Below are 24,576 nucleotides of genomic sequence, written 5' to 3'. Positions count from 1 at the left end.
ACAAACTCGCGCCAAACAGCACGAGTCACACAATGGTAAATACCACCCTGAGTGTCTTGGTGGCACGATAACAAATACTTACGGGGAATTCGCATGGGAGGAGGAGGGGCTGGGAGTTAGATATCAGCAATCGCTGACATCAACTCACAGACTACTCCCACTCAATCAGTAACGCGATCTAATTCTCTGTATTGAGCCTGGCACTATGTGTGGCACCATGCATGATGTATGCGTGTATGCGAGGAAAGATCAAAATAAGTTATTTCTCAGTCTGACTTTGAGTCTGAGCTTTTAGGTTTTTCAACTTTATCCATGGGGATGCTAAATCTTATTGTGTTGCTGTTCCCTAGTGTATTCTTGTTGATTACCAATTCAATTGAAGAGGTTGCATCTAGTGGGACATTAACTGTTTTTATACTAAATCCTTGAGTTTCATTTGGCCGAAGCGGCTTTTCAGATCTGTGACCAATATAACTGGGATGAATGTTTTTGATCTTGAAAGAGTTTCCAAAGTTATCAGAAACACGAAAGCCATACGGTTTTCTACCTCCTCGATCAGAACCATCCGTGTAACCCCATACTCTATGTGTTCTAAAACTTATAAACTTAGTCTCTGTATTAGGTTTCACTTCTAAAAAAATTGAAAACGATTCAGAATATTTTGATTTGAAGATCCTGGCTGAAGAGAAAGATACTCGTACTTGTTCATCAGAGTAGGATAATGAAGAATTAGGTGTTGTCTCAGGTGTTTCTATAGTCCAGGTTCCATCGCTGAAAAGTTTTACCTTTTTACCACTTTTGGTAAAAGCATACTCTTTGAATGAAGCTGAAAGTTGAGTCGCTTCACTATCATCAACAATGATAGCCTTAGCTTCTTCAGGTGTAGCTTTAAGCTCATTATCAATCGCCCAGAAAACGAAGGTTGCTGTCAGTAAATGAATTTTCATGTGTAACTTAGAATGGAATATGCTCACTATCATCGTAGTTTGAAATACAAAAATAAACTAGAAAGACTAAAATTAGAACAATCGAGGATTTATCAGGAGTACAGCGTCTTTGATTGAGCTATAGAGCATTCGATTTCTTGATTATCTAGTACCCTGTATCTCGTTCAAGATTCTATGGAGACCCACACCGAATGACTCAGCCCCCTCTCGTTGACGCGTTCTGAAGAAACTTGCGATGACGACAAAAAAGGCCAGCTCACGGATGAGCTGGCCTTTCATGTATGTTGAGCCTGGCACCATGTATGATGTATGCATGTATGTCATAACAACTAGAATGCAGAATGAGGCACATAATCAGACTCATACTTAGAACCGCATTTATTACAAACAAACATTAAACTTCCATCAGAAGTTTTACGTTCCTCCATAACATCTAATGTACCACAACAATCAGGGCATGGAATTGCTTCTAGCTTCTTATTTATTAAATAAAAAAAGTAAACACTCACAATAAAAACCAAAATAAAAGCAATGAATACATATATATATGAATTAAAAAAATAACTAAAAAAACCACCGAAAGCCATCAATGTCACAACACACAAAGCATTCTTAACTCCCAACCTTGAAACATCTGAAGTATTTATTTTACCATTCATCACATCACAATATCTTATAACCAAATAAACTAGACAGACTAAAATTAGAACAATCGAGGATTTATGGGGAGTTCAGCGTCTTTGATTGAGCTATAGAGCATTCGATTTCTTGATTATCTAGTACCCTGTATCTCGTTCAAGGCTCTATGGAGACCCACACCGAATGACTCCGCCTCCTCTCGTTGACGCGTTCTGAAGAAACTTGCGATGACGACAAAAAAGGCCAGCTCACGGATGAGCTGGCCTTTTGTTTAAAGTGTCTTTCTTGGCTCGAGGTTAGCCCTTGGACTTTCGCTCCATGCGCTTGCGCTCGTTTGGATCGAGAACACGCTTACGAATGCGCAGGAAGTTTGGTGTCGCTTCTACGAGTTCATCTGCATTGATGTATTCGATTGAACGCTCAAGTCCCATCTTAATTGGTGGCGCGAGTGTGGTGGTGTTATCCTTACCAGCTGAGCGGTGGTTGGTGAGAGCTTTTTCCTTCACTGGATTCACAGCGAGATCCACCTTACGTGGGTTTTCACCAATAATCTGCCCCTCGTACACTTCATCACCTGGCTCGATGAAGAGCTTACCGCGATCTTCAAGAGGAAGAAGCGAGTACTGCATTGCTGTGCCTGTCGCCATAGAGATCAGAGTACCAGTTGAACGGGTGCTAATCTCGCCACAGTGTGGGGCGTATTCCTTGAAAAGGTGCGACATGATGCCGTGACCACTCGTGAGGTTGAGAAGTTCGAATTCGAAGCCAATGATACCGCGAGTAGAAACTGTTGCTTCAAGAGTCGCACCATGAGCATTTGTCCCCATGTTTTCCACGCGTGCCTTACGGTTTGCTAGAGTCTTCATCACGCCGCCAAGCGCATCATCTGGACACTCCACATAGAGGGTCTCAAATGGCTCCATGAGCTTGTCGTCGATCCGCTTGGTGATGACGCTTGGGCGTGAAACCAATAGTTCGAAACCTTCGCGGCGCATCGTCTCTACGAGAACGGCAATCTGCATCGCACCACGTGCGGACACATTGAAAACACCAGCTTGTTCGGCATCAGAAACTTCAATAGAAATGTTTGTCTTAATCTCGCGTTCGAGACGTTCGCGGATCGCACGGGATGTCACGTGCTTGCCATCACGGCCAGCAAAAGGTCCATTGTTGATGCTGAACTGCATGGTGATCGTTGGTGGATCAATATTCACGAATGGCAGTGTTTCTGCACCTTCTTCAAGTGAGAGAGTCTCACCAATATCGATGTCCTCGAAACCGGAAATCCCGACAATGTTACCTGCGGCAGCCAATGCTGATTCATCAGAGGCACTCGCACCGTATTCGAACACGCGAGTGATCTTACTACGCACCTTTGTGCCATCTTTGCGGTGCAGCCAGATGTTGTCACCCTTCTGCACTTGGCCAGAGAGAACTTTACCTAGGGCCACACGGCCCACGTAGTTGTCCCAATCAATGTTGGATACCAACATGCGGAAGGGTTCTTCAGCCTTCGCTTCAGGAGCTGGCACGCTATCGATGATTCCCTGGAGTAGTGGGAGCATGTCCTTTTGTTCGTCATTCTCGAGATCAGACACGAAGAAGCCATTCTTCGCAGAACCATAAAAGAATGGTGCTTCGAACTGCTCTTCAGAAGCATCCAAGTCGAGGAAAAGCTCCAATACCATGTCGCGCACTTCTGCCGGACGGGCAAAATCGCGGTCCACTTTATTGACCACCACAATTGGGTGCAAACCTTCAGCGAGCGCCTTCTTGAGAACAAAGCGGGTCTGAGCCTGTGGTCCTTCATAGGCATCTACTACCAAGAAAACACCATCCACCATTTTCATCACACGCTCTACCTCACCACCGAAGTCGGCGTGTCCAGGAGTGTCGATGATGTTGATCGTGTGATCATTCCAGTGAATCGAAGTGTTCTTGGACTTGATCGTGATTCCCTTTTCCTTTTCCAGGTCCATGGAATCCATCGCGCGTTCAGTCACCTCTTGGTGAGCACCGTATGCGCCACCGGCTTCCAATAGCTTATCAACTAGCGTGGTCTTCCCGTGGTCAACGTGCGCAATAATCGCAATGTTTCGAATCTTGTCAGTCATGGCTGTGTGTCTTTTCGTTGGTTGCTCAGAGCAAGAACGCACATTCTCCAGAATCTGACGAATTGCAACGCCAAACTCAGTTCAGCGCATAATTGGTCGAAATCACCCGAGCTTATTTGTAGAACTCGAGCGCCAAACCATTGTAGCTACAGAATTTACGGAAGTTTTCTTGTAGTTGAGCGTAGGTCCTCCCATTGAGCAATTTCTGGCGCGCCTCCTTCTTGCTACGACCCTGCTGAAGCGCCTTGATGTAGTCCTTGATCGCCAGCCCGTCGCGGCGGCCATCTTCATGGTAAAAGTAATACGCCAGCAACATGCCCATGGCGTAGTTCTTGTTGGCCTCGCGGCCGAAGCTCCCATACGACTGGGTCATAAATTGCTCCAACGGCTGCATTTTCACGCGCCCACCAAGCTTGCGCCCGGTGCCATCAGATAGGCCATCTTTGTCGCGCGCATAGTTGAACAATCGGTTCTTATTGCCAGCCACGTGGTAGGTGCCATTGGTGTACTTGGTTGCCGCCACATACTCGGCACTTCCCTCAATGTACCACGCATCAAAGTCAACGCCGGCGGTGAGCTGGTGCACAATCTCATGCGAAAGCGTGCGATTCGAAGCCGTCTTATCGAACACCCATTTCTTCCCTTGCTTGGTCACCCCTAGCGCAATCAATGGTACCATGATATTCCCCGTACGAGGGATAAAGACACCCGCCGAGCCATTCACCCCGCCAGCTCGCAAGTAATCAGAATAAGTGCCAAAAAGATAAATCGGGTACTTCTCATCACGCCCCATGTACTGGCAAGATGGATTCACCGGCATGCTCACTAGAAAATTACGTGTGCTCTCAAATAGCTTGGCAAACTTGTTCACCACCGTGACTTCTAACTTCGAGTCTGAGATAAAGCGGAAGTGCGTACTTTCATACACATAGTGACCCTTCTTAAACTTCTGGTAATCCGCACGCGCTCCGGAGCTCACTGGTGGATAGATTGTGCCTGGCCAAGATTTCCTGAAGGCCGAGTCAGGTGTCGCAATCCAACTAGCATAGTCGATGCTGCCGCCCTGGCGCTGTGCCCATTGCTGCACCTGCTGCTGGCTAGCACTACTCAGACTGCTGTAGCGTACTGGCCGCTTCCGTCCTGAGTTTTCAACGATCGTCACGACCTGCCCCTGAATCTTCGTCACCTTCCCTTCATAGCGCTGACCATTCTTATTTTCTAAGGTGAACGACGACGCCACGGCGCTAGCTCCCAGCCCAATAGCCAATACAATCGATGCTAAAATACGCATGCCCTTGTACTAACAATCACGGCCGAAATACTCAAAGGAAAAAATGTGGCACCAGTTCTCACTTCACATTTCCCCATTGCCCAGCTAAATAGCCGACATGGAATTTAACAATGTTACTGCACAAGCAAAAGCAAACGTCTACTTCGACGGTAAAGTCGTATCCCACGGCATCACACTCGCGGACGGCACCACCAAGACATTCGGCGTGATCTTCCCCGGATCCTACCACTTCGGCACCGAAAAGGCTGAACGCATGGAAATCATCGACGGCACCTGCAAAGTCACTCTCGACGGCACTGAAACTGTCGTAGAATACGCAGCGGGTTCACACTTTGACGTAGCTGCCAACTCAGGATTCACCATCGAAGTCCCCGAAGGCCTTGCTCAATACGTCTGCTCCTACATCGACTAGTCGAGATACCTGCAACAGAAAGCAAACTCACCAGAATGACGACCTAGGAGATCACTCTCCTAGGTTTTTTTGTGCCTCCACACCACCTATAAATACCAATATGTGAATAAAAATGAACCGACTTCAATTTGTTAGGTAGACGAATTACGCACAATTCAAACACTCCACTTTCCCACGCGCGCATTACACGCACACGGTAACATGCTCGCTCAAACACTCAAAAGTCGAGATATCTCCTAACACCAACAATTACATCATACGCATGTATGACAGTTTATGAAATATCATCTTCTTAAGTGACTAAATGCGGAGTACTTTACCTAGACCAGTACCCCGAATGTCTAATTCCCCTACCAACACAAGAATCAGACATCATGAGTATCAAAAATATACTACCGGCGCTGGCTATCTCCCCGGCCATCAGCCTAAGCGCCCAAACGCAAGAGCCTGCCATACCCATCGGCAAGCTACACATCCAGAATGAAATCGTCTACGTAGGCGATCATTCCACCCTCACATGGGATATCACCCATCCTCAAACAATCACCGACGTCATCGATATTGACGATGGTGGTGGCACCAGTTCTGAGGTGGTCGTTGTAAAGAAAGACCTTCTCGTCAAGGTCAGTATGATCGGAACAGGCATCACGGATTCCTCAGGCAAAGAGTATAGCTCCACGAGCGAAATTCGCTTCAATGGCGGCCCGTGGGAACACATCTTCACTGGCCCAGGAGCCGCCGTCGATGTGACCGAAGTCCTCATCGAACGCGTGGCCAAACCCGGCACCACGATCGAATTCCGATCACGCTACATTGGCTATGACCAATGGCGCTACCAGTACTCAGATGAGATCGAAATTTTTCTCGATGGAGACGAACCACCAAAGAATCCGAGCTCGGACACTCTAGCGACTTCAGCCGAAGAATACATGCTACCTTACACCAATGATGGCAAGCTCACCCTTGGCGCCTTAGACATGATTTACGCAGCTGAGCTAACCCACACCGATCAAAGTAGCCGCGGTTACGACATGCAGGACTCCATCGTTCTCGTCCGCTTCACCGACCTCGAAACCGGTGTCGGTTCTGCCAAAGGCGAAGTAGACGATCACATCAATGGTGGCTCTACCGAGCTCAATATTGATGCCCCAGAGTCAGACGAGGACAACAGCCAAAGCAACCGAGAATACAGTAAAGATGAGTCCATCGTGGATCACGACTACTCGGAATACGACACCAACTATGGCTGTGGTAATGCCGGTGGCGGCAAGCCGAAGGACAAGTCCCGAAAAAGTAGAAATAACGATTAGAAAGGACCAAAAAGCATGAACACACTTACCCAAGTACAAGGAGTAGGATTGGCGACTTTGGCCAGCGCTTTCTGCTACATCTACGCATCCGATTTGCTTGCTGCAGAGCCCAACAACACGGCGCAAAGCACGCTCAAGCTACGCCCTAAAGTACCCATCCACCAACGCATGGACTTCATTCAGGATCGAGGGCAACTCTTAATGATTCCCAAAAAAGCGCTCATTTACGTGCCAGACTCACTCCAGAATAAGGTGATCACAAACGGCGAAACAGATGGCAAACTAGTACGTCTCGATCAATTCATGGCTCAAAATAGCAACTGGCTGATCACGCACCCCGTCAGTTTCGACCTCGCATTAGGGAAGACGCAATTCACACCGGAAATGCTAGAGCACCTCCAGTCACTCAACAAAATCGTGATTGCCACCCATGGCAACAAGCCCATTGGCGTATCCGCTAAAGCGTGGCTGAGCGAAGTAACCGAGAACAACGAGGAGCTATGATTCGCGCCAGATTCCTATGCCACACCTTGCTCTGCTCACTCGCCACCCCCACGCTGGCAGAATACACAGACATGATTTACGAGACGCATTACACCGATACCGGCGACCAAGATGGAATCTCACTCACCCATGATGTCGACGATCGATTCTCGGTCACCAGTGAGCGCCCGATACAGCACAAAGCAGTGTTCGAGTTAGTCTCTATTAATATAGAAGATCCATCAGATAGCTACATCCTCGATACCAAGACAGTCTATGCCTCTGCACCCCAGGCTGAGATCGCCATCGTCAGCGACAGCACCGCCACTGGTATCCCGAGGACACGGGCCGACAAACCATTCTATGTCACCTACTCAGTGAAAAACCTACAGGCGGTCGAAGACACACGCCTCAACTCCGCGATCCTCGTTTACCAAACGACAGGGGGAAAGGTCTTCGATGAAAACATCACACAAAACACCTCAGCTAAGGAAAAGAGCTACTCACCCATGAGCCTCTTCTCCGGCGAGACAGCCGAGTCACTGCACGGCACCGTCACATTTAGCTTAGTGGAGAATAATGGAACTGAGAGCTACAACGACGAATTTGCCAACCAAGAGGTTCTTATTCTACCCAAGCACTCTGGAAGCATCAGCGGCATCGAAGAGGGGGAAACATACAGCAGTCTACCTAGCGTGCAGTTCGACGTGGCCAATGTCTACCCACAAGCCACCATGCAAGTGCGCCTCTTCAAATCCGACAATCCAAGCAACTACAAAGCGATCGAATGTGGCGCTACATTCATCAACCCAAAAGACGAATTGATGACACCTGAGTCGCTAGGAGCCACCTCACTCAATAATGGCTACCTGGACTCAGGAGGTGAATGGACCCTACAATGGGTCCACACATCCACAGCCTGGGGCGAGGAAGTCGTCGACCAAGTCAGCTTCAACTATCAAACCAGCATCAACGTAAGATCCAGAATCAGCACATCGAACTAACCACACTATAGAATATCCTACACATACCTGCTGAGCGCCTGTCCCTTTTTCGCTAGGCTGGTATCAGAGAAGAAATGGAAGCGCGGCGCGTGTGGTTTTAAAACCGCGATCCTCCAGGACTTCTCTGACACCACACGGACAGGCCTCAGCACTTCACTTCTTTTTCCCAGCCTGAGCTTGCACCCTCAGCTGGACTTGGCATCCTTAGTACATGCCTACCGCCTACACACTCAAAGCCATGGTCGCCATGACCCCACAGCGCATCATTGGAAAAGGCAATGACCTTCCCTGGCACCTCCCCGAAGACCTACAAGTCTTTAAACGAACCACCAGCGGCCACCCAATCGTCATGGGTCGTAAAACCTTCGAATCCATCGGCAGACCACTTCCAAAACGCCAAAACATCGTCATCACCCGCGACTCCAACTGGAGCGCCGAAGGCGTCGACGTCATCCACAGCCCCGAAGAGCTAGGCGCGCTTGAACTGCAACACCCCGAACTTTTCATCATCGGCGGCTCAGAGATCTACCAACTCTTCCTCCCACAGATCCAAGAGCTCTACGTCTCCGCCGTCTTCAAAGAATACGAGGGCGACACCCAGTTCCCCGAGTTCGAACACCACTTCAAGGGCTACGAAGTACTAGAAAGCTTCACCGACTTCGAACTCAGGCTCTATACCAAGTAGTTTACTGCTACCCTAGTTTACCTTTCTCAAGCCACTCAGGTCATCGCGCCTGAGTGGCTTTTTCGTGCATGAATGGGAATCATACTTAACAACCTAACACCCCATGAACTGAGATCATCTTGAGAATGCATGGAGGTAATCAAAAACATAACTAACATGAATCAAATTATAATAAATAAATGAATTATCTTTATATATGTTTTTAACAAAATTGGCACATGCAATGCTTAGCTCAAAACCACAGATGAAAAGTTTACATCATCTAATAACACAACACACGCTAATCATGAATAACATTAATAAACTATCCACACTCGCAGTTTCTGCGCTACTCACAAGCGGCGCACTTGCTGGTGAAGTAGAAACTCCAGTCGTAGCACCAGCTCCTGAGAGCCGAGTATCAGGCACACTTGATCTCGCCTACAACACACACTTCATCTCCTACGGTCTTGATGTGTGGGGCGCTGGTACCGACTTTGGCAGCGACGGCACATTCAACCCATCCATCAACCTCGACTACGCGATCACTGACGCACTCACATTCAGCATCGGCACATGGATGGACATCAATAACAACGCAACTGACACCATCGGCGGCGATCTCCAGGAAGTCGACTTCTGGGCAGGTCTTGGCTACACAGCAGGTTCCCACAGCTTCAGCTTAACTGGCCAGTCATGGGTCTATGGTAGCGAAGTGGAGCAGATCATCGACTTAGGCTACGGCTACGATCACTGGCTCAACCCATCGCTCCTTGCTCACTTTCGAGTATCCGAAGGTGCGAGTGGTGGCAACAACGGCGTGTTCTTCGTACTCGGCGTAGCCCCAGGCACAGACTACGGCAAGCTTTCCTTAAGCTTCCCAGTAGCAGTAGCAGCCACACCAGATGATTTCCACGGCGGCGACAGCGGCTTTGGTTACGCAAGTGCTGGCGTGCAGGCTAGTTACCCACTTCCTGGCGACTTCTCCCTCAACGCAGGCCTCACTGGTTACCTCACCAACGATGAAGTAACACTCAACGCAGACGAGAACTTCATCACTGGCAACGTGGGTGTTTCCATCGACTTCTAAGAACCGAACTCAGAGCATTATGGGGCTCTATTGGCCTATCTGTCTGATAGAGCCCCAAGCTCAACCAAGCATTTCCCAAAAATCCAACATCATGAAAAAGTTATCTTCCATCCTCAAGTCCACCCTCACCATGGGCGCCTGTACCATGCTCGCGGCTCAGCCGGCAGTGGCTGAGAGCACTGTGAAAGTGGGCGTCCTCCACTCACTAAGTGGCACCATGGCCATCTCCGAGACATCACTCCGAGACGTCCTTCTCTTCACCTTCGACGAAATCAATGCAAAGGGTGGCGTTCTCGGCAAAAAAATCGAGCCCGTAGTAGTAGACGGCGCTTCAGATTGGCCGTTATTCGCCGAGAAAGCGGAGCAACTCCTCGTGAAAGACAACGTGTCTGTGACCTTCGGGTGCTGGACTTCAGTGTCCCGAAAGTCCGTCCTTCCAGTCTACGAAAAGCACAAGGGTCTGCTCTTCTACCCAGTACAGTATGAAGGTGAAGAGATGTCACCCAACATTTTTTACACCGCCGAAGCAGTGAACCAGCAGGCGATCCCTGCCGTGGACTTCCTCCTCAAGGAAGGCTACAAGAAATTCTACCTCATCGGCACCGACTACGTTTACCCACAGACCACCAACCTCGTTCTCTTTGAATACCTTCAATCCAAAGGTATCCCAGTGGAGAACATCGGCGGTGGCCTTCGCAAGGATGCTGAGGGTAAGGTCATCAGCGCAGGCAACTACACACCATTTGGTCACAGCGACTTCCAGCAGATCGTTGCAGACATCCGCAAATTTGCCGCATCGGGCGAAGCTTGTGTGATCAACACCATCAATGGTGACGCCAACGTCCCATTCTTCAAAGAATTCGCAGCCTCCGGCCTCAAGTCTGAAGATTGCCCTGTGGTTTCCTTCTCACTCTCGGAGGACGAATTCCGCTCACTTCCAGCCAAAGACCTCGTCGGTCACCTTGGTTGCTGGACGTATTTCATGTCCATCGACAGCCCGGCCAACAAGAAGTTTAAAGCTGATTTCCAAGCGTGGCTCAAGCAAAGCAGCGTCCCAGGTGTGGTCAAAGAAAACCGCGTGACCTGCTCACCAATGGTTCTCTCCTACAATGGCGTCTACCTCTGGAAAGCCGCTGTCGAGAAAGCAGGCACCTTCGAGCCTGAGAAAGTCATGGAGGCACTCAAGTCCGGCGTGAGCTTCGACGGCCCAGGCGGCACTGTCACCTCGCAGGAAAACCACCACCTCACCAAGAACGTCTACATCGGTGAGACACTTGAGAATGGTCAGTTCGAAATCATCGAAACCCAAGAAAACGTCGTGGGTGAACCATTCCTCAAAGGCACCTTTCAGTAAACAAGTATCGATGTAGTTAAGTTATTCATAATACCTTACACTTTTCTATTCATACCATTACTGCCCCCACTGCATACCTGTGTATGTAGTGGGGAACTCCCAACTCACGCCAGTGTATGACCGCTCTGTTTTCACTTCCGAAATTCCAGAGTCTGGCACCCGGATGGCGTGTCGAGTACTTCGACGAAACCGACTCAACCAACACCCGGGCCATGGAGGCATTGAGCCACTCGAGCCCAACAATTCCAAGCCTCTTCCTCGCCGAACACCAGCACAGTGGACGCGGCAGACGCAGCAAGCACTGGCTGAACACCAAGGGAAAAGACCTGTTGTTCACCGCGCTAATCAAAGACCAAGGCTCAATCGAACAATGCCACCAAATCGCCACACGCTGCGCCCTCGCTCTCGCTCGTTCACTTCAGCACTTTGAATTACAGCCAAAGATCAAGCTCCCCAACGACATCTACCTCAATCAGAGAAAAGCATCAGGCATCCTGATCGAAAGACACAAGGGGCATCTACTCATCGGTATTGGCGTCAACGTCAATTCCACACCGTATATCGAAAACAGCACCTCCTTGCTCGCCGAGCTCGGGCACCCAGTTTCACGAGAATCCCTCCTGGCCAGAATCCTTCTTGAACTCAAGCAAACGCTCCAAGACCGCGACTACAACCACATCATCAAAGCCTTCCAACCACTCGATCTCCTGTTCAACCAAGCGCTTCGCTACACGCGGGACAATCAAAGCCACTTCGGCATCGCCAAAGGCATCAGCAACAATGGTTACATGCTAATCGACCACGGAGACGGCCCCATCGAGGTCACCGGAGGGCATGACTTCAGGCCCCTTGTAACCACATCCCACTAGATCCAGCACCACACACTTTCCAATCAACACCAACAAAACCGAACCATGAAATTCATCACTAAATTCAAAAAATCATTCGCCCTTCTCGCACTGATCGCCTCCAGCAGCCTAGGACAAGCTGAGGCACTCAAGATCGCATACTCCGACTGGCCAGGCTGGGTCGCCTGGGAAATCGCCATTCAAAAAGATTGGTTTAAAAAGGCCGGTGTTGAGGTCGAATTCTTATGGTTCGATTACGTGGCATCCATGGACGCCTATGCTGCAGGCAAAGTAGATGCTGTCTGCATGACCAATGGCGATGCCCTAGTCACAGGAGCTACAGGAAAACCATCAGTAGGTATCATCATTAACGACTACTCCAACGGCAATGACATGATCGTCGCCGCTCCTGGCATCAAGTCCGTGAAAGAGCTCAAAGGAAAGAAGGTCGGTGTCGAAGAAGGCTTTGTCTGCCACCTCCTCCTACTCAAGGCTCTATCAGAAAATGGTCTCAGTGCCGACGACATCACCTTGGTAAACACTCCTACCGATAAGACTGCTGAAGTCCTAAGCTCAGGAGCTGTAGACGCCATTGGAGCATGGCAACCCAACTCAGGAAATGCTCTCAAAGCCGTGAGCGGTTCTACCGCCATCTACACCTCAAAGAACGCCCCGGGCATCATCTACGACCTACTCAGCGTCGATGCCGAGAGCCTCGCCACGCGCAAGGACGATTGGGCTAAGGTCGTTTCCGTGTGGTACCAAGTTGTCGACTACCTCAAAGACGAAGACAACATGGACGAAGCTCTAAAAATCCTCGCAGCTCGCGTCGACGTGAAACCAGAAGAATACGAGCCATTCTTCCAAGGCACCTACATCCTCAGCCTCGATGAAGCGCTAGAAAAATGGAACAATGGGGACGGCCTCGATTCAGTCTACGGCTCTACCAAATTCGTCGACAGCTTCAACGTAAAATTTGAGGTCTACGAAAAACCACTTGAGATCGAAAACTACCTCGATCCATCACTCACCAAAGCACTCAAGAAATAAGCTAAAAAAGGCCTCATAACCCATCAGGATTGAGGCCTTTTTTTGAGCCCTCTGAGTAATACGAAACCTCAAAAAAGTGTGAACCCATGAACTCCACCACTGAGAGCAAGAATCGCCGTGAAGCTTGGTTCAGCATCGCAAAGCCGCTCAACAAACAACGCGCCACCTTACTCAGCACCTTATCCTTCCTGCTCCCACTCATCGTTTGGTGCCTGATTAGCTACACTCCCTTTCTCTGGCATCCAGATGTTAAGTTAGATCTCGGTGGAGTCTTTGGGTCGACGGTCTACACCTCAGGTGATCACGTGCGCAAAGGCTACCTGCCGGACCTAGTAGCCAGCACCCAAGCGCAAAACCTAGAAATACTCAAACAAAAGGCCACTGGTGAAGCGCGTAGCTCAAAGCGTGGCAACCTAAAGATCATTCGCCGACTGTCTGACATCCTCGTGGTGAATGAGGTGATCGCAGCCGAAGAACAGGACTCGGATAGCGCCGTCTATGCTGGCTGGGGGCTAGTCGCCAATAATCCAAACATCTTACGCAAGCGACCACTCACACCCGAAAACATTGCCATCGTTCGCGAGAACTGGGCCGAGCTTGCAGCACAATCCACACACTTCGAAAAAACCAAGCTCCCCACACAACCGTTACTCAACCTCCTCCCCCAAGGACGCCCCGCCAACCCAGTATTCCTACCAGCGCCACACGAAGTCATTCTGACCGGAATACACGACTGGAGAGCAGAACCCACTGGAGACAAACCTAGCATGCTAGGGCGCTACCTGACATCACTCAGAACCGTTTTTCTAGGTTTCCTCATCGCGGCCGCTATCGCTGTTCCAATTGGAGTTGTGGCGGGCACCTATGACGTATTCGCCAAGCTCTTCGAGCCGTTCTGGGATTTCTTCCGTTACATGCCCGCCCCCGCATTCGGCACCTTGCTAGTAGCCATCCTCGGTGCCCACCAATCCCCAAAAGTCGCTCTCGTCTTCATCGGCACCTTCCCCCACCTCTTACTCATGCTCACCAAAACCGTGCGCATGGTAGACACACCGCTGCTAGAAGCTGCTCAAACCTTGGGTGCCAAGGGCAATGGGCTGCTCACACGCGTCGTCGTGCCAGCCAGCCTACCATCCATCTACAACGATCTCCGCATCGCCCTCGGGTGGGCATGGACCTGGCTCGTCATAGCCGAACTCATCGGCGTCAAAGCCGGCCTCACCGAAATCATCGACACCCAAGGCGTGCGGCGTAATTTCGACCGCGTCTACCCCGTCATCATCCTCATCGGAATCACTGGATTCATGACAGACCAAGCTCTCGCCTACCTCAAAACCAAACTCTTTCCATGGCAAAGTAACGAAGGATAACACCGCGAACTCCAACACATCCTAAGCATGACAGCACTACAACTCCCAGACTATCGAGAGCAATCCACACAAGTCAAAGAACGCTTCGACGCTCTCAAAAATCGCCCCGTCGAACTCTCTGTGAATGCCCTAGGTAAGATATTCCACGGCAAAAAAGATGTCGAATCCTTACGCGATATCAACCTCGCTGTTCACAACCGAGAATTCCTTATCGTGCTGGGCGCCTCTGGCTGTGGCAAGTCGACCCTCATGAGAATCCTAGCCGGACTAGAGACACCTAGTGAAGGCGTCGCTCTGCTACAAGACCAAGAGATCCAGGGCCCAGGCCCCGATCGCGGCATGGTCTTCCAAAGCTACACCCTGTTCCCTTGGCTCAGCGCCAAACAAAATGTCATGTTCGGTTTAGAACAAACCGTCGGCAAAGGAAAGGAGACCGAGTCCGAAGCTCTTCAGTGGTTAGACTTTGTTGGGCTCGCCAAGTTTGCAGACTCATACCCGCATCAACTATCGGGAGGAATGAAACAACGCGTGGCCATTGCCCGAGCGCTAGCAAATCGCCCTCGCATCCTTCTCATGGACGAACCATTCGGCGCTCTCGACGCTCAATCAAGAGCTCAAATGCAAAGCCTCCTTCTACAAATCTGGAGCAAGATCGACATCACCATCATCTTCATCACCCACGACCTCGACGAAGCCGTCTACCTATCCGATCGCATCCTAGTTCTCAAACCTCATCCAGGCCGTATCGCTGAGTTGATTGAGAACCCAGTCGAGCGCCCGCGTAGCTCCGACCAGTTTCTAGAACCCAAGTTCCTCGCAATAAAACAACGCCTCGAAGAACTCATTCACCCGAAACTCTCAGAACCAGAAGCTCCAGTATTCAGGATGACCCAAGTCGGCAATGAGGTCGAATAAGCCAACCCACCATCATGCAGCACAGCAAAAACAAGGTTAAACGCGTTTCAATATCCCTCACCACAGAAGCATACGAGCAGCTCGATCGCTACACCTCCAGCAAAGGGTTCCAGAGCAGATCTCAAGCAATTGCAGACATGATCCATCAGTCACTGATCGCCACCCTCAATCCCTTCGAAGATGAGGTAGCCGCCGGCACGATCACCCTCGTCTACCAAGAATCGAAAACCGACCTACTCCATAAAATTGCAGAAATCGAGAGGCGCTACATCAACGAAGTGATTAGCTCTCAGCACATATTGTTAGAAAACAACCACACCATGGAGGTTCTTCTAGTTCAGGGCCCCACTTCGACTCTCCACAGTATCTGCAACCAACTCACCTCCTGCAAAGGAGTGCGCACCGGAAAGCTAGCACTTACCACCATCCTCATGCCACCGATCCACCCACGTATCACCAAACACTAGATCATCATGAACAGCCAAGCAATCTACCAATGGGAACTCCAAGCATCCAGCATGTGGTCCCAGCGCATCAAACGAGGCAAATCTCTGCGGCTCACCGACCTTGAAGGCGGTGCCAATGTGAGCATGTTGCTCTACAATGCAGACCACCCGCTGGAGCGCTACAACATGCCAGACACCCTCAAGGGACAACACATCTTCTACCTCCAGCACCCCTATTGCCTCCACTCGGATATGGGCCGCATCTTTGCCAGCATCACCAAAGATAGCGTCGGATGGCACGACACCGTCAGTGGCTGCACCAATGCCGCACTCATCGAAAACAAATATGGTAGCAGGACCTTCCAAGACGCCCGCAACGACTTCTTCCGTAATGGCCAAGAAACCTTCCTCATCGAACTCAGCAAATGGGGGCTAGGACTCCGGGACATCGTCCCAAATCTCAACTTCTTCAGCAAAGTAGCACCCAACGAACTGGGTGACCTCCAGTATGTGGATGGCCATTCACAAGCCGGCGACCATGTCGAACTGCGCTTTGAAATGGACACCTTAGTCGTACTCAACAACTGCCCACACCCGCTAGACCCTTCCCCGGAGTACTGCTCAAAGAAGGTGCTTCTAGAAGTCTTCGACGCACCGACCGTGCAACAGCAAGACCCCTGCATCAACTCTCGTCCTGAAAACGTAAGAGCGTTCCTCCACACCGCAAACTACTACCTCCTCAATTCCTAACCAAGCGATCAACCATGACTGAATCCACCATGAACCCCGCACTCGCAGCCTATCGCAAGGTCATCCTGGCTGGCGACCACTGGATGCATGAAATCAAGAAAGGTCAGACCTTCCGCATCCTTGACCTCGAAGGAAACCAAGCAGCCGACACGCTCTTCTATTGCTCGCACGATAGCTCAGAGCGCTACAGCGCCAGTGACACGATCCAACACCAACAAAACCTCTACATCACCACTGGCACCACCCTCATGAGTAACTTGGGCCACCCGATGCTCATGGTGACGGCCGACACCTGTGGCCGCCATGACACCCTTGGAGGAGCCTGCTCCCGTGAGTCTAACATTATGCGCTATGCCTTCGAAAAAGAACCCATGCACGCCTGCAGAGACATCTTCATCTCCGGGCTCGCACAATGGGGCCAAGGCATGGGGAAGCGCGACATCACCTGCAACATCAACTTCTTCATGAATGTCCCAGTCACCTCGGATGGAGAGCTCACCTTCGCCGACGGCATTTCAGCACCCGGCAGGTATGTCGAAATGGTCGCAAAGCAGGACATCCTAGCACTCATCTCGAATTGCCCACAGTTGAACAACCCGTGCAATGCATACAACCCGACCCCAGTGGAGGTCTTCATCTGGGACTAAAACCATGAAGAAAAAAGTTCTTATCGCCAACCGTGGCGCCATCAGCAGCCGTATTCTCAACACCCTCAAAAAACTCCAAATACCCTCGGTCGTCCTGTACTCGGATCCGGACAAGGAAGCTCCCTACGTACTCGAAGCCGATGAAGCCATTCACCTACCTGGAGACACCCCACAACACACCTACCTCAATGCCGACCGCATCATCTCCGAGGCCAAGAAGCTCGGCGTCACTGCCATCCATCCTGGTTATGGCTTCTTGAGTGAGAATGCTAAGTTTGCCCAACAATGTGCCACAGAGGGAATCACCTTCCTCGGACCCACGCCGGCCCAGCTCGAGACCTGTGGGCTCAAGCACCTTTGCCGCGACATCGCAAAGCAACAAGGGGTTCCGCTGCTAGAGGGCAGCGAGCTTCTCAGCTCGGCTCATGAAGCAATAGAAACAGCCAAGGCCATCGGTTATCCAGTCATCATTAAATCCTCCGCCGGTGGTGGAGGGATCGGCATGCAGGTCGCCTACAGCCCCGATGAAGTGGCCGACAAATTTGAGCAAGTCGTACGACTTTCAGATTCTAACTTCTCAGACTCCAGTGTCTTTATTGAAAAATACATCGAGCGCGCTCGCCACATCGAAGTTCAGTTATTTGGTGATGGCAAAGGCGAGGTTCTGACACTTGGCGAGCGCGATTGCTCGACCCAACGACGCAACCAAAAAGTCATTGAAGAAACTCCAGCTCCCGGACTCACAGACAACGAGCGTGAGGCACTTCACAGCGCCGCATCGGCGATCGCCAAGTCCGTCAATTACCAATCCGCAGGCACCGTCGAATTCCTCTGGGATGATATTGCTCGTACATTCTATTTTCTTGAAGTTAATGCCAGGCTTCAAGTCGAACACGGCGTCACCGAAGAAGTTTGGGGTGTTGACCTCGTTGGCTGGATGATCGCTCTCGGCCACGGCGAAATGCCAGCACTTTCCTCGATCATACTGCAGCCATCTGGGCACGCCATGCAAGTCCGCGTCTACGCCGAAGACCCCAAAAAAGACTTCCAGCCAAGCACCGGGTTTATCAGCCACTTCAGGCCACCTCATCGCAGCCGCTGCGACACATGGCTCCAGCCAGGTACCGAGGTCTCTCCATTCTATGACCCGATGTTGGCGAAAATCATCGTGCACCGAGCCAACCGCAAAGCTGCGCAACTCGCGCTCTCCGCCGCGGTGCTAGACACAGAGCTCTATGGGATCGAGTCAAACCTGCGCTTCCTCCACGCAGTACTGGAATCCGAAGCCTTCCAATCCGGCACCATCCACACGCGCTTCCTCAATGACTTCACTTACGCAGACAGGCGCATCGAGGTCCTCAAGCCAGGATTAGAAACCAGCATCCAAGACTACCCGGGCCGGGTCGGCATGTGGGACGTCGGCGTTCCCCCATCAGGCCCCTTTGACACCCTCCACTTCCGCATCGCAAACTCCATTCTTGGCAACTCAGCCGACGCTGCTGGCATGGAATGCTCAGTGCAAGGCCCTACCCTGCGCTTCGGCTGCGACACCTCGATCTGCATCACTGGAGCTGACATGTCACCAATGCTCAATGACCAGCACATCGCACGACACACAACCATCCAAGTTTCCGAAGGAGACACCCTCAAGCTAGGACTCGCTGAGGGTGCCGGTCAACGCTGCTATATCGCCTTCTCCGGTGGTCTAGATGCCGCCGACTACCTCGGTAGCAAGTCCACCTTCCGCCTCGGCAAGTTTGGCGGCCACGCCGGTAGAACCTTGCAGCATGGAGATATCCTACAAATCCAGAATCGTAAAAACACTCAAGCCGAAAACCCGCTTGAACCATGGGCTCTACCCACGCTCGATTCTCACTGGGAGATCCACGTCAACTACGGACCACACGCGGCCCCCGAGTTCTTCACTCCAGATGACATCGAAACCTTCTTCAAAAGCGATTGGGAAGTGCACTACAACTCAGACCGTACCGGCGTCCGCCTCATCGGACCGAAGCCCGATTGGGCACGAAGTGATGGTGGGGAGGCTGGACTCCACCCATCAAACATCCATGACAATGCCTACACTGTTGGCTCTATCGACTTCACTGGGGACATGCCAATCATCCTCGGACCAGACGGCCCAAGCCTCGGAGGTTTTGTCTGTCCCGCCGTGGTGATCAAGGCAGATTTATGGAAACTCGGGCAACTCAAGGCAGGCGACACCATACGATTCATCAACATCTCTAACGAAAACGCCGAGCAGCGCTTTGTCACCCAAGAAAAGCTCCTAGCAGGTCATAAGGAAATCTCCAAAGAAGATACAACAATACCATGGTCCACCACTCTCACAGCCGAGTCCCTGCACTCTCCCGTCCTGAGAGTCAACACACCCAATGAAGCCCCAGCATCCACCTACCGTCAGAGTGGTGATGGAGTACTCTTGGTCGAATTCGGCGACATGGAGCTCGACCTCGATCTGCGATTCAGAGTGCAGGCACTCTACCAAAACCTCAAGGACAGCCCATTCGATGGGCTTTTAGAGCTCGTTCCTGGCATCCGATCGCTACAAATCCAATACGATCCCCTGCACCTCAGCCTCGAGGCCGTATTGGAATATGTCTCGGCGATAGAACTCGCATTACCCCCCGTCGAGGCGATGGAATTCCCCAGCAGAATCATCCATCTCCCACTTTCTTGGGATGACCCCAGCACCCAACTGGCCATCGAAAAATACATGCAAATCGTGCGTGACGACGCACCGTGGTGCCCTTCGAATATCGAATTCATCCGACGCATCAATGGGCTAAAATCGATCGAAGATGTCAAAAAAATCGTCTTCGATGCCAGCTACTTTGTGATGGGCTTAGGCGATGTCTATCTAGGTGCCCCAGTCGCCACCCCACTCGACCCGCGCCACCGCCTCGTTACCACCAAATACAACCCAGCGCGCACCTGGACACCTGAGAATGCCGTGGGCATCGGCGGAGCCTACATGTGCATTTATGGCATGGAAGGCCCCGGCGGCTATCAATTTGTTGGTAGAACCCTACCGATTTGGAACCGCTACAATAAAACCGAGCAATTCCCTAAGCCATGGCTTTTGAGGTTCTTCGATCAGATCCGTTGGTACCCTGTAGGTGAAGAAGAACTCCTAGAAATGCGCGAAAAGTTCCTTACTGGAAGCTTCGAAGTCCGCATCGAAGAGAGCAGCTTTAAAGTCGCAGACTACCACCAATTCCTCGCAGAAAATGCGGAGCCAATTCAGCAATTCAAAGCCAAACAACAGGACGCCTTCGATAAAGAAAGGGAAGACTGGGAACGCACCGGTGCGATGAACTTTTCCTCCACAGAATCACACCTTCACACGGAGACCGATCCTCTCAACCTCGATGAAGCAGATGAACAAGTCCACGCCCCCATCGTCGGCAGCCTCTGGAAAATCCTCACCAAGCCCGGCAAACAAGTCGCTCAAGACGAAACTATCATGATCATCGAAAGCATGAAAACCGAGTTCCACGTCATTGCTCCCTGCTCCGGCACCATCACCAGCATCCATAAAGAGGAGGGCGCCGCAGTGACGGCTGGAGAAATCATCGCCTCCATCCGCCCCCAATAAGTCTAAAAGCAAGCTGCCCACACCATGAACACTATCGACGACCTGAGCATCCCTAGCCTCAGAGCTGCCTACCTCAACGGCTCATTGACCCCTCGGGGCTTGACCAATCTCCTCTCAGCGAAGATTGCCGCCATCGAGCCCAGCGCGATCTGGATTCACTTGCTCTCACAGGAGCAACTACTCCAGTACGCTGAGGCACTCGAATCCCAGGACCCCAGAGAGCTCCCGCTCTACGGCATACCATTCGCCATCAAAGACAATATTGACCTCGCTGGCACCCCCACCACCGCTGCCTGCCCGAGCTATGCCTACACTCCTGAAAAGTCGGCCTTCGTCGTGGAACGATTGATCGCAGCAGGTGCCATTCCTATCGGCAAAACAAACTTAGATCAATTTGCGACCGGCTTGGTCGGGCTGCGATCACCCTACGGCATTCCGGACAATGCCTACCGCTCTGAGTACATCCCAGGGGGATCCAGCTCTGGCTCAGCGGTCGCCTGCGCCAAGCAACTGGTGAGTTTCGCATTGGGTACCGACACTGCTGGCTCAGGCAGAGTACCAGCATCGCTCAACAACCTCGTGGGACACAAACCAAGCAAAGGCACGCTGAGCTGTCGCGGTGTGGTACCCGCCTGTAAATCACTGGACTGTGTCTCGATCTTTGCCAACACAGCAGAAGATGCCCAATGCATCTATTCCGTAGCTGCCCAGTTCGACCCCAAAGATCCATACGCGGTCCCGTCCCAGCATGTGCCAGAAGCAGCCCCGCTTGGCTCAGTTCAAAAGAACTTCACCTTTGGGGTTCCTGAAACAGCACAACTCAAGTTCTTCGGAGACATCGAGGCTGAGCAGCTCTACGCCAAAGCAATCCAAGGTATGGAAGCACTCGGTGGATTGAAGGTCACCATCGACTTCACCCCCTTCCTAGAAGCCGCTCTCCTTCTTTACGAAGGCCCTTGGGTCGCGGAACGCTTCGTCGCTATCGAAGAATTTATCAGAACTTCGCCAGACGCACTCCATCCCGTAACTCATAAAATCATTGCCCCAGGAGAACATTTAAAAGCATCCGACGCATTCAAAGCCGAGTACAAACTCAAGTCACTCAAACGCCTGGCCGACCAGACACTCGAAACTGTTGACTTCGTCCTCACCCCCACCAACGGCACCGTATATACCAAGAGCGAAGTTGCTGCAAAACCCATAGAGCTCAACTCGAACCTTGGCTACTACACCAACTTCATGAACCTGCTGGACTACGCTGCTACCGCATTCCCCGCTGGCTTCTACAAACACGGCCTGCCTTTTGGTGTCACCGCCTTCGCGCCAAAGTTCCACGATGCCAAATTACTCGACATCGCTGGGAGGTTTGCCACGGGAACGCCCCCCGTGGATGAGGACACAAACAATATCCCAGAGGGATGGAATGCTATCGTGGTCTGCGGAGCTCACCTTTCTGGAATGGCCCTCAATGGGCAACTCACCTCGCGCCAAGCACGACTCTGGAGAACCACTCGCACAGCCAAAACATACAAATTCTACGCCCTACCCGCCATTGGCGATAGCATCCCACCTCGACCTGGCGTGATCAAAGTATGCCCGCAGAGCCCAGAGGCAGTCTCCATCTATGTCGAAGTTTGGCTCATCCCTACGGCGCACTTTGGATCCTTCGTGACCAATATCCCAGCCCCACTAGGAATCGGCAAAGTCACACTAGAAAATGGTGACGAATGCCCTGGCTTCATTTGCGAACCTATCGCGATCCACTCACCCCAACAACCAGCTCAAGATATCTCCCACCTCGCAGACTGGCGTAAATTCATCAATCAAAACACCTCTGAATAGATTTATTAGTATATTTCCACCAAATTATATAAATGAACAATAAACACATTCAAGTCATCCATTAAACTCATTGATAGATAATTACACAATCTAATGGCACATATAATGCTAATTAGATTTCAGTCTAAAGATATGAGACCATGATATTATGATATTTTCATCCTCGAAAAAATGTCTCAGCACCTTCTGCATTCTATTCGCCATATTCATCACCATACCGTCGGCTTGGTGTGATGAGGTCAAAGCGAGACAAGTGCTAGTCGAGCTTGTCCAAACCGATGATCGCTCCACCCATCAAGCATCGCTCGATAAACTCTCAAAACTAGGCGAACCGATCATCCAAGAGATCGTAGCAGCATGGCGAGTCGGCAACATCAGTCGATCCGCTAGCACTCAAATCGTCTACTGGAAAGTCGCCGACAATACCTACCAAAACCTTGCAACGGGAGAACTCGCCATCCCCGCAGATGATCACAAAAAATCTAGGGCCAGCCGTAAGCTCAGAAAACAATTGAGCAAAATCGTCGATTTCTTGGACTTGCGCTCACCAGACATGAGCACGCGCGCCGAGGCCGCACGCAAGCTAGGCGCCACCCAAAAGCTAGAGCACCTCGAAATTCTCAGAAACCTTTCCCAGGAGCAAACATCTCATGAGGTCAAGCTGGCCTTCGAAGAAGCCATTGCCCTTTGCCTGATTGCCCACGGATCAGAAGATGAAAAAGTCACCGCGATCAAATTGCTAGGAGATCGCCATGTCCTCGCGGCTAATGGGTTCATCGAGAAAGCCAGAAAAATTGCCGTAGGCGCAGACGCAACAAACATCATCAGCGCTGCCGACATCGCCATGCGCCAGATCAAAGAACACCAACAATTTATCGACGTGATCGGCACCATCGTTCGAGGACTCAGCACTGGTTCAGTACTATTGTTAGTCTCCTATGGTCTCGCCATCACTTTTGGCCAAATGGGGGTAATCAACATGGCGCACGGTGAGTTCATTGCCATCGGAGGCTACTCCGTCTATCTCGTCCAGAACTTCATCATCACGACCTATGGGGAAAGCTCAGCAATGTACGATTGGTACTTCATCATCGCCATTCCGATTGCCTTTCTCATCTCCGCGATAGCTGGCGCAATCTTAGAAAAAGGTTTGATCCAATTTCTCTATTCACGCCCACTCGAGTCGCTCTTAGCAACCTGGGCGGTCTCCATGGTGATGCAACAAGCATTCCGACTCTACTTCGGCGCCGCCAACGTTTCAGTATCTTCACCTGACTGGCTCTCTGGCAGTGCCAACTTTGGTGGCGTGCTCATCTCGTTCAACCGCCTCAGTCTCATCATTTTTGCCATCTTTGTAGTCGTCGTCACCAAATTGCTCCTCTCAAAAACCAATTGGGGTCTCCACGTTCGCGCCACCATGCAAAACCGCCAAATGGCTTCGAGCCTCGGAGTGCCATCCAGCAGAGTGAATATGCTAACATTTGCCTTTGGTTCAGGCCTCGCAGGGCTGGCTGGCGCCTTCATCTCCCAGATCGGCAATGTAGGCCCCTCGATGGGGCAAACCTACATCGTCGACAGCTTTATGGTCGTCGTCGTCGGTGGAGTCGGTAATTTGTTGGGCGCCGCGATTTCATCACTGGGTATCGGCATGATTGATCAAGGGCTACAACCGATTCTGGGTCCAGTGATGGGCAAGATCACCGTGCTCTTCATGATCATCGCATTCCTACAATTTAAACCCGGCGGCATCTTCCCAGCACGCAGCCGTAGCCTAGACGACTAAG

At 51.1% G+C, this 24,576-nt stretch carries 21 protein-coding genes; 17 read left to right on the top strand and 4 right to left on the bottom strand.

What is annotated here, in order from left to right; translation table 11 throughout:
* Positions 1 to 266: 266 nt before the first annotated feature.
* The 4 genes from F454_RS0112565 to F454_RS0112550 form a co-directional block, all read right to left on the bottom strand.
* The gene (locus F454_RS0112565; protein WP_156817280.1) at positions 267 to 947 is read right to left on the bottom strand and encodes a hypothetical protein; all 681 of its coding nucleotides are present in this window, start codon (positions 945 to 947) and stop codon (positions 267 to 269) included.
* A gap of 329 nt (positions 948 to 1,276) precedes the next feature.
* Entirely contained in the window at positions 1,277 to 1,606 is a 330-nt protein-coding gene (locus F454_RS16425; RefSeq protein ID WP_156817279.1) for a hypothetical protein, read from the bottom strand.
* A gap of 276 nt (positions 1,607 to 1,882) precedes the next feature.
* Entirely contained in the window at positions 1,883 to 3,700 is a 1,818-nt protein-coding gene (gene typA / locus F454_RS0112555) for a translational GTPase TypA (RefSeq protein WP_018971011.1), read from the bottom strand.
* A gap of 112 nt (positions 3,701 to 3,812) precedes the next feature.
* Positions 3,813 to 4,991 (bottom strand): hypothetical protein, encoded by a 1,179-nt coding sequence (locus F454_RS0112550; protein WP_018971010.1) that lies wholly within the window; start codon positions 4,989 to 4,991, stop codon positions 3,813 to 3,815.
* A gap of 97 nt (positions 4,992 to 5,088) precedes the next feature.
* On the opposite strand from F454_RS0112550, the gene ppnP reads away from it, so the two are divergent.
* The 17 genes from ppnP (at position 5,089) to urtB (ending at position 24,575) form a co-directional block, all read left to right on the top strand.
* Positions 5,089 to 5,403, top strand: a complete 315-nt coding sequence (ppnP, locus tag F454_RS0112545; protein ID WP_018971009.1) for a pyrimidine/purine nucleoside phosphorylase — start codon at positions 5,089 to 5,091, stop codon at positions 5,401 to 5,403.
* Positions 5,404 to 5,777: 374 nt separating this feature from the next.
* A complete protein-coding gene (locus F454_RS0112540; RefSeq protein WP_018971008.1) occupies positions 5,778 to 6,713 on the top strand; it encodes a hypothetical protein in 936 nt (311 codons plus the stop codon).
* A gap of 15 nt (positions 6,714 to 6,728) precedes the next feature.
* Positions 6,729 to 7,217, top strand: coding sequence for a hypothetical protein (locus F454_RS0112535; protein WP_018971007.1), 489 nt, complete (start codon positions 6,729 to 6,731; stop codon positions 7,215 to 7,217).
* A complete protein-coding gene (locus F454_RS0112530) occupies positions 7,214 to 8,200 on the top strand; it encodes a hypothetical protein (protein ID WP_018971006.1) in 987 nt (328 codons plus the stop codon). The genes F454_RS0112535 and F454_RS0112530 overlap by 4 nt, the downstream gene beginning before the upstream one ends.
* Positions 8,201 to 8,411: 211 nt before the next feature.
* Entirely contained in the window at positions 8,412 to 8,885 is a 474-nt protein-coding gene (locus tag F454_RS0112525) for a dihydrofolate reductase (RefSeq protein ID WP_018971005.1), read from the top strand.
* A 286-nt stretch (positions 8,886 to 9,171) separates the two neighbouring features.
* The gene (locus F454_RS0112520; protein ID WP_018971004.1) at positions 9,172 to 9,954 is read left to right on the top strand and encodes a hypothetical protein; all 783 of its coding nucleotides are present in this window, start codon (positions 9,172 to 9,174) and stop codon (positions 9,952 to 9,954) included.
* 91 nt (positions 9,955 to 10,045) lie between these two features.
* Positions 10,046 to 11,308, top strand: a complete 1,263-nt coding sequence (gene urtA, locus F454_RS0112515; RefSeq protein ID WP_026292891.1) for an urea ABC transporter substrate-binding protein — start codon at positions 10,046 to 10,048, stop codon at positions 11,306 to 11,308.
* A gap of 116 nt (positions 11,309 to 11,424) precedes the next feature.
* A complete protein-coding gene (locus F454_RS0112510) occupies positions 11,425 to 12,177 on the top strand; it encodes a biotin--[acetyl-CoA-carboxylase] ligase (protein ID WP_018971002.1) in 753 nt (250 codons plus the stop codon).
* A 45-nt stretch (positions 12,178 to 12,222) separates the two neighbouring features.
* Entirely contained in the window at positions 12,223 to 13,206 is a 984-nt protein-coding gene (locus tag F454_RS0112505) for an ABC transporter substrate-binding protein (RefSeq protein ID WP_018971001.1), read from the top strand.
* A gap of 86 nt (positions 13,207 to 13,292) precedes the next feature.
* Positions 13,293 to 14,576 carry an ABC transporter permease gene (locus tag F454_RS0112500; protein WP_018971000.1) on the top strand — a complete coding sequence of 428 codons (1,284 nt, stop codon included), beginning with the start codon at positions 13,293 to 13,295 and terminating at the stop codon, positions 14,574 to 14,576.
* A 27-nt stretch (positions 14,577 to 14,603) separates the two neighbouring features.
* Positions 14,604 to 15,491, top strand: a complete 888-nt coding sequence (locus F454_RS0112495) for an ABC transporter ATP-binding protein (RefSeq protein WP_018970999.1) — start codon at positions 14,604 to 14,606, stop codon at positions 15,489 to 15,491.
* 14 nt (positions 15,492 to 15,505) lie between these two features.
* Positions 15,506 to 15,958 carry a CopG family ribbon-helix-helix protein gene (locus tag F454_RS0112490; RefSeq protein WP_018970998.1) on the top strand — a complete coding sequence of 151 codons (453 nt, stop codon included), beginning with the start codon at positions 15,506 to 15,508 and terminating at the stop codon, positions 15,956 to 15,958.
* Between the two features lie 6 nt (positions 15,959 to 15,964).
* Entirely contained in the window at positions 15,965 to 16,687 is a 723-nt protein-coding gene (locus F454_RS0112485) for an urea amidolyase associated protein UAAP1 (RefSeq protein ID WP_018970997.1), read from the top strand.
* 14 nt (positions 16,688 to 16,701) lie between these two features.
* A complete protein-coding gene (locus F454_RS0112480) occupies positions 16,702 to 17,334 on the top strand; it encodes an urea amidolyase associated protein UAAP2 (RefSeq protein WP_018970996.1) in 633 nt (210 codons plus the stop codon).
* Positions 17,335 to 17,338: 4 nt separating this feature from the next.
* A complete protein-coding gene (uca, locus tag F454_RS0112475) occupies positions 17,339 to 20,950 on the top strand; it encodes an urea carboxylase (protein ID WP_018970995.1) in 3,612 nt (1,203 codons plus the stop codon).
* A gap of 24 nt (positions 20,951 to 20,974) precedes the next feature.
* Positions 20,975 to 22,792 carry an allophanate hydrolase gene (gene atzF, locus F454_RS0112470; protein WP_018970994.1) on the top strand — a complete coding sequence of 606 codons (1,818 nt, stop codon included), beginning with the start codon at positions 20,975 to 20,977 and terminating at the stop codon, positions 22,790 to 22,792.
* Positions 22,793 to 22,940: 148 nt separating this feature from the next.
* The gene (urtB, locus tag F454_RS0112465; RefSeq protein ID WP_018970993.1) at positions 22,941 to 24,575 is read left to right on the top strand and encodes an urea ABC transporter permease subunit UrtB; all 1,635 of its coding nucleotides are present in this window, start codon (positions 22,941 to 22,943) and stop codon (positions 24,573 to 24,575) included.
* The last annotated feature ends 1 nt before the right edge of the window (position 24,576 follow it).

Origin of the sequence: Rubritalea marina DSM 17716 (assembly GCF_000378105.1) — a bacterium.
In the GTDB taxonomy this organism is placed as follows: domain Bacteria; phylum Verrucomicrobiota; class Verrucomicrobiia; order Verrucomicrobiales; family Akkermansiaceae; genus Rubritalea; species Rubritalea marina.
This window is presented reverse-complemented; position numbering and strand designations above follow the sequence as displayed.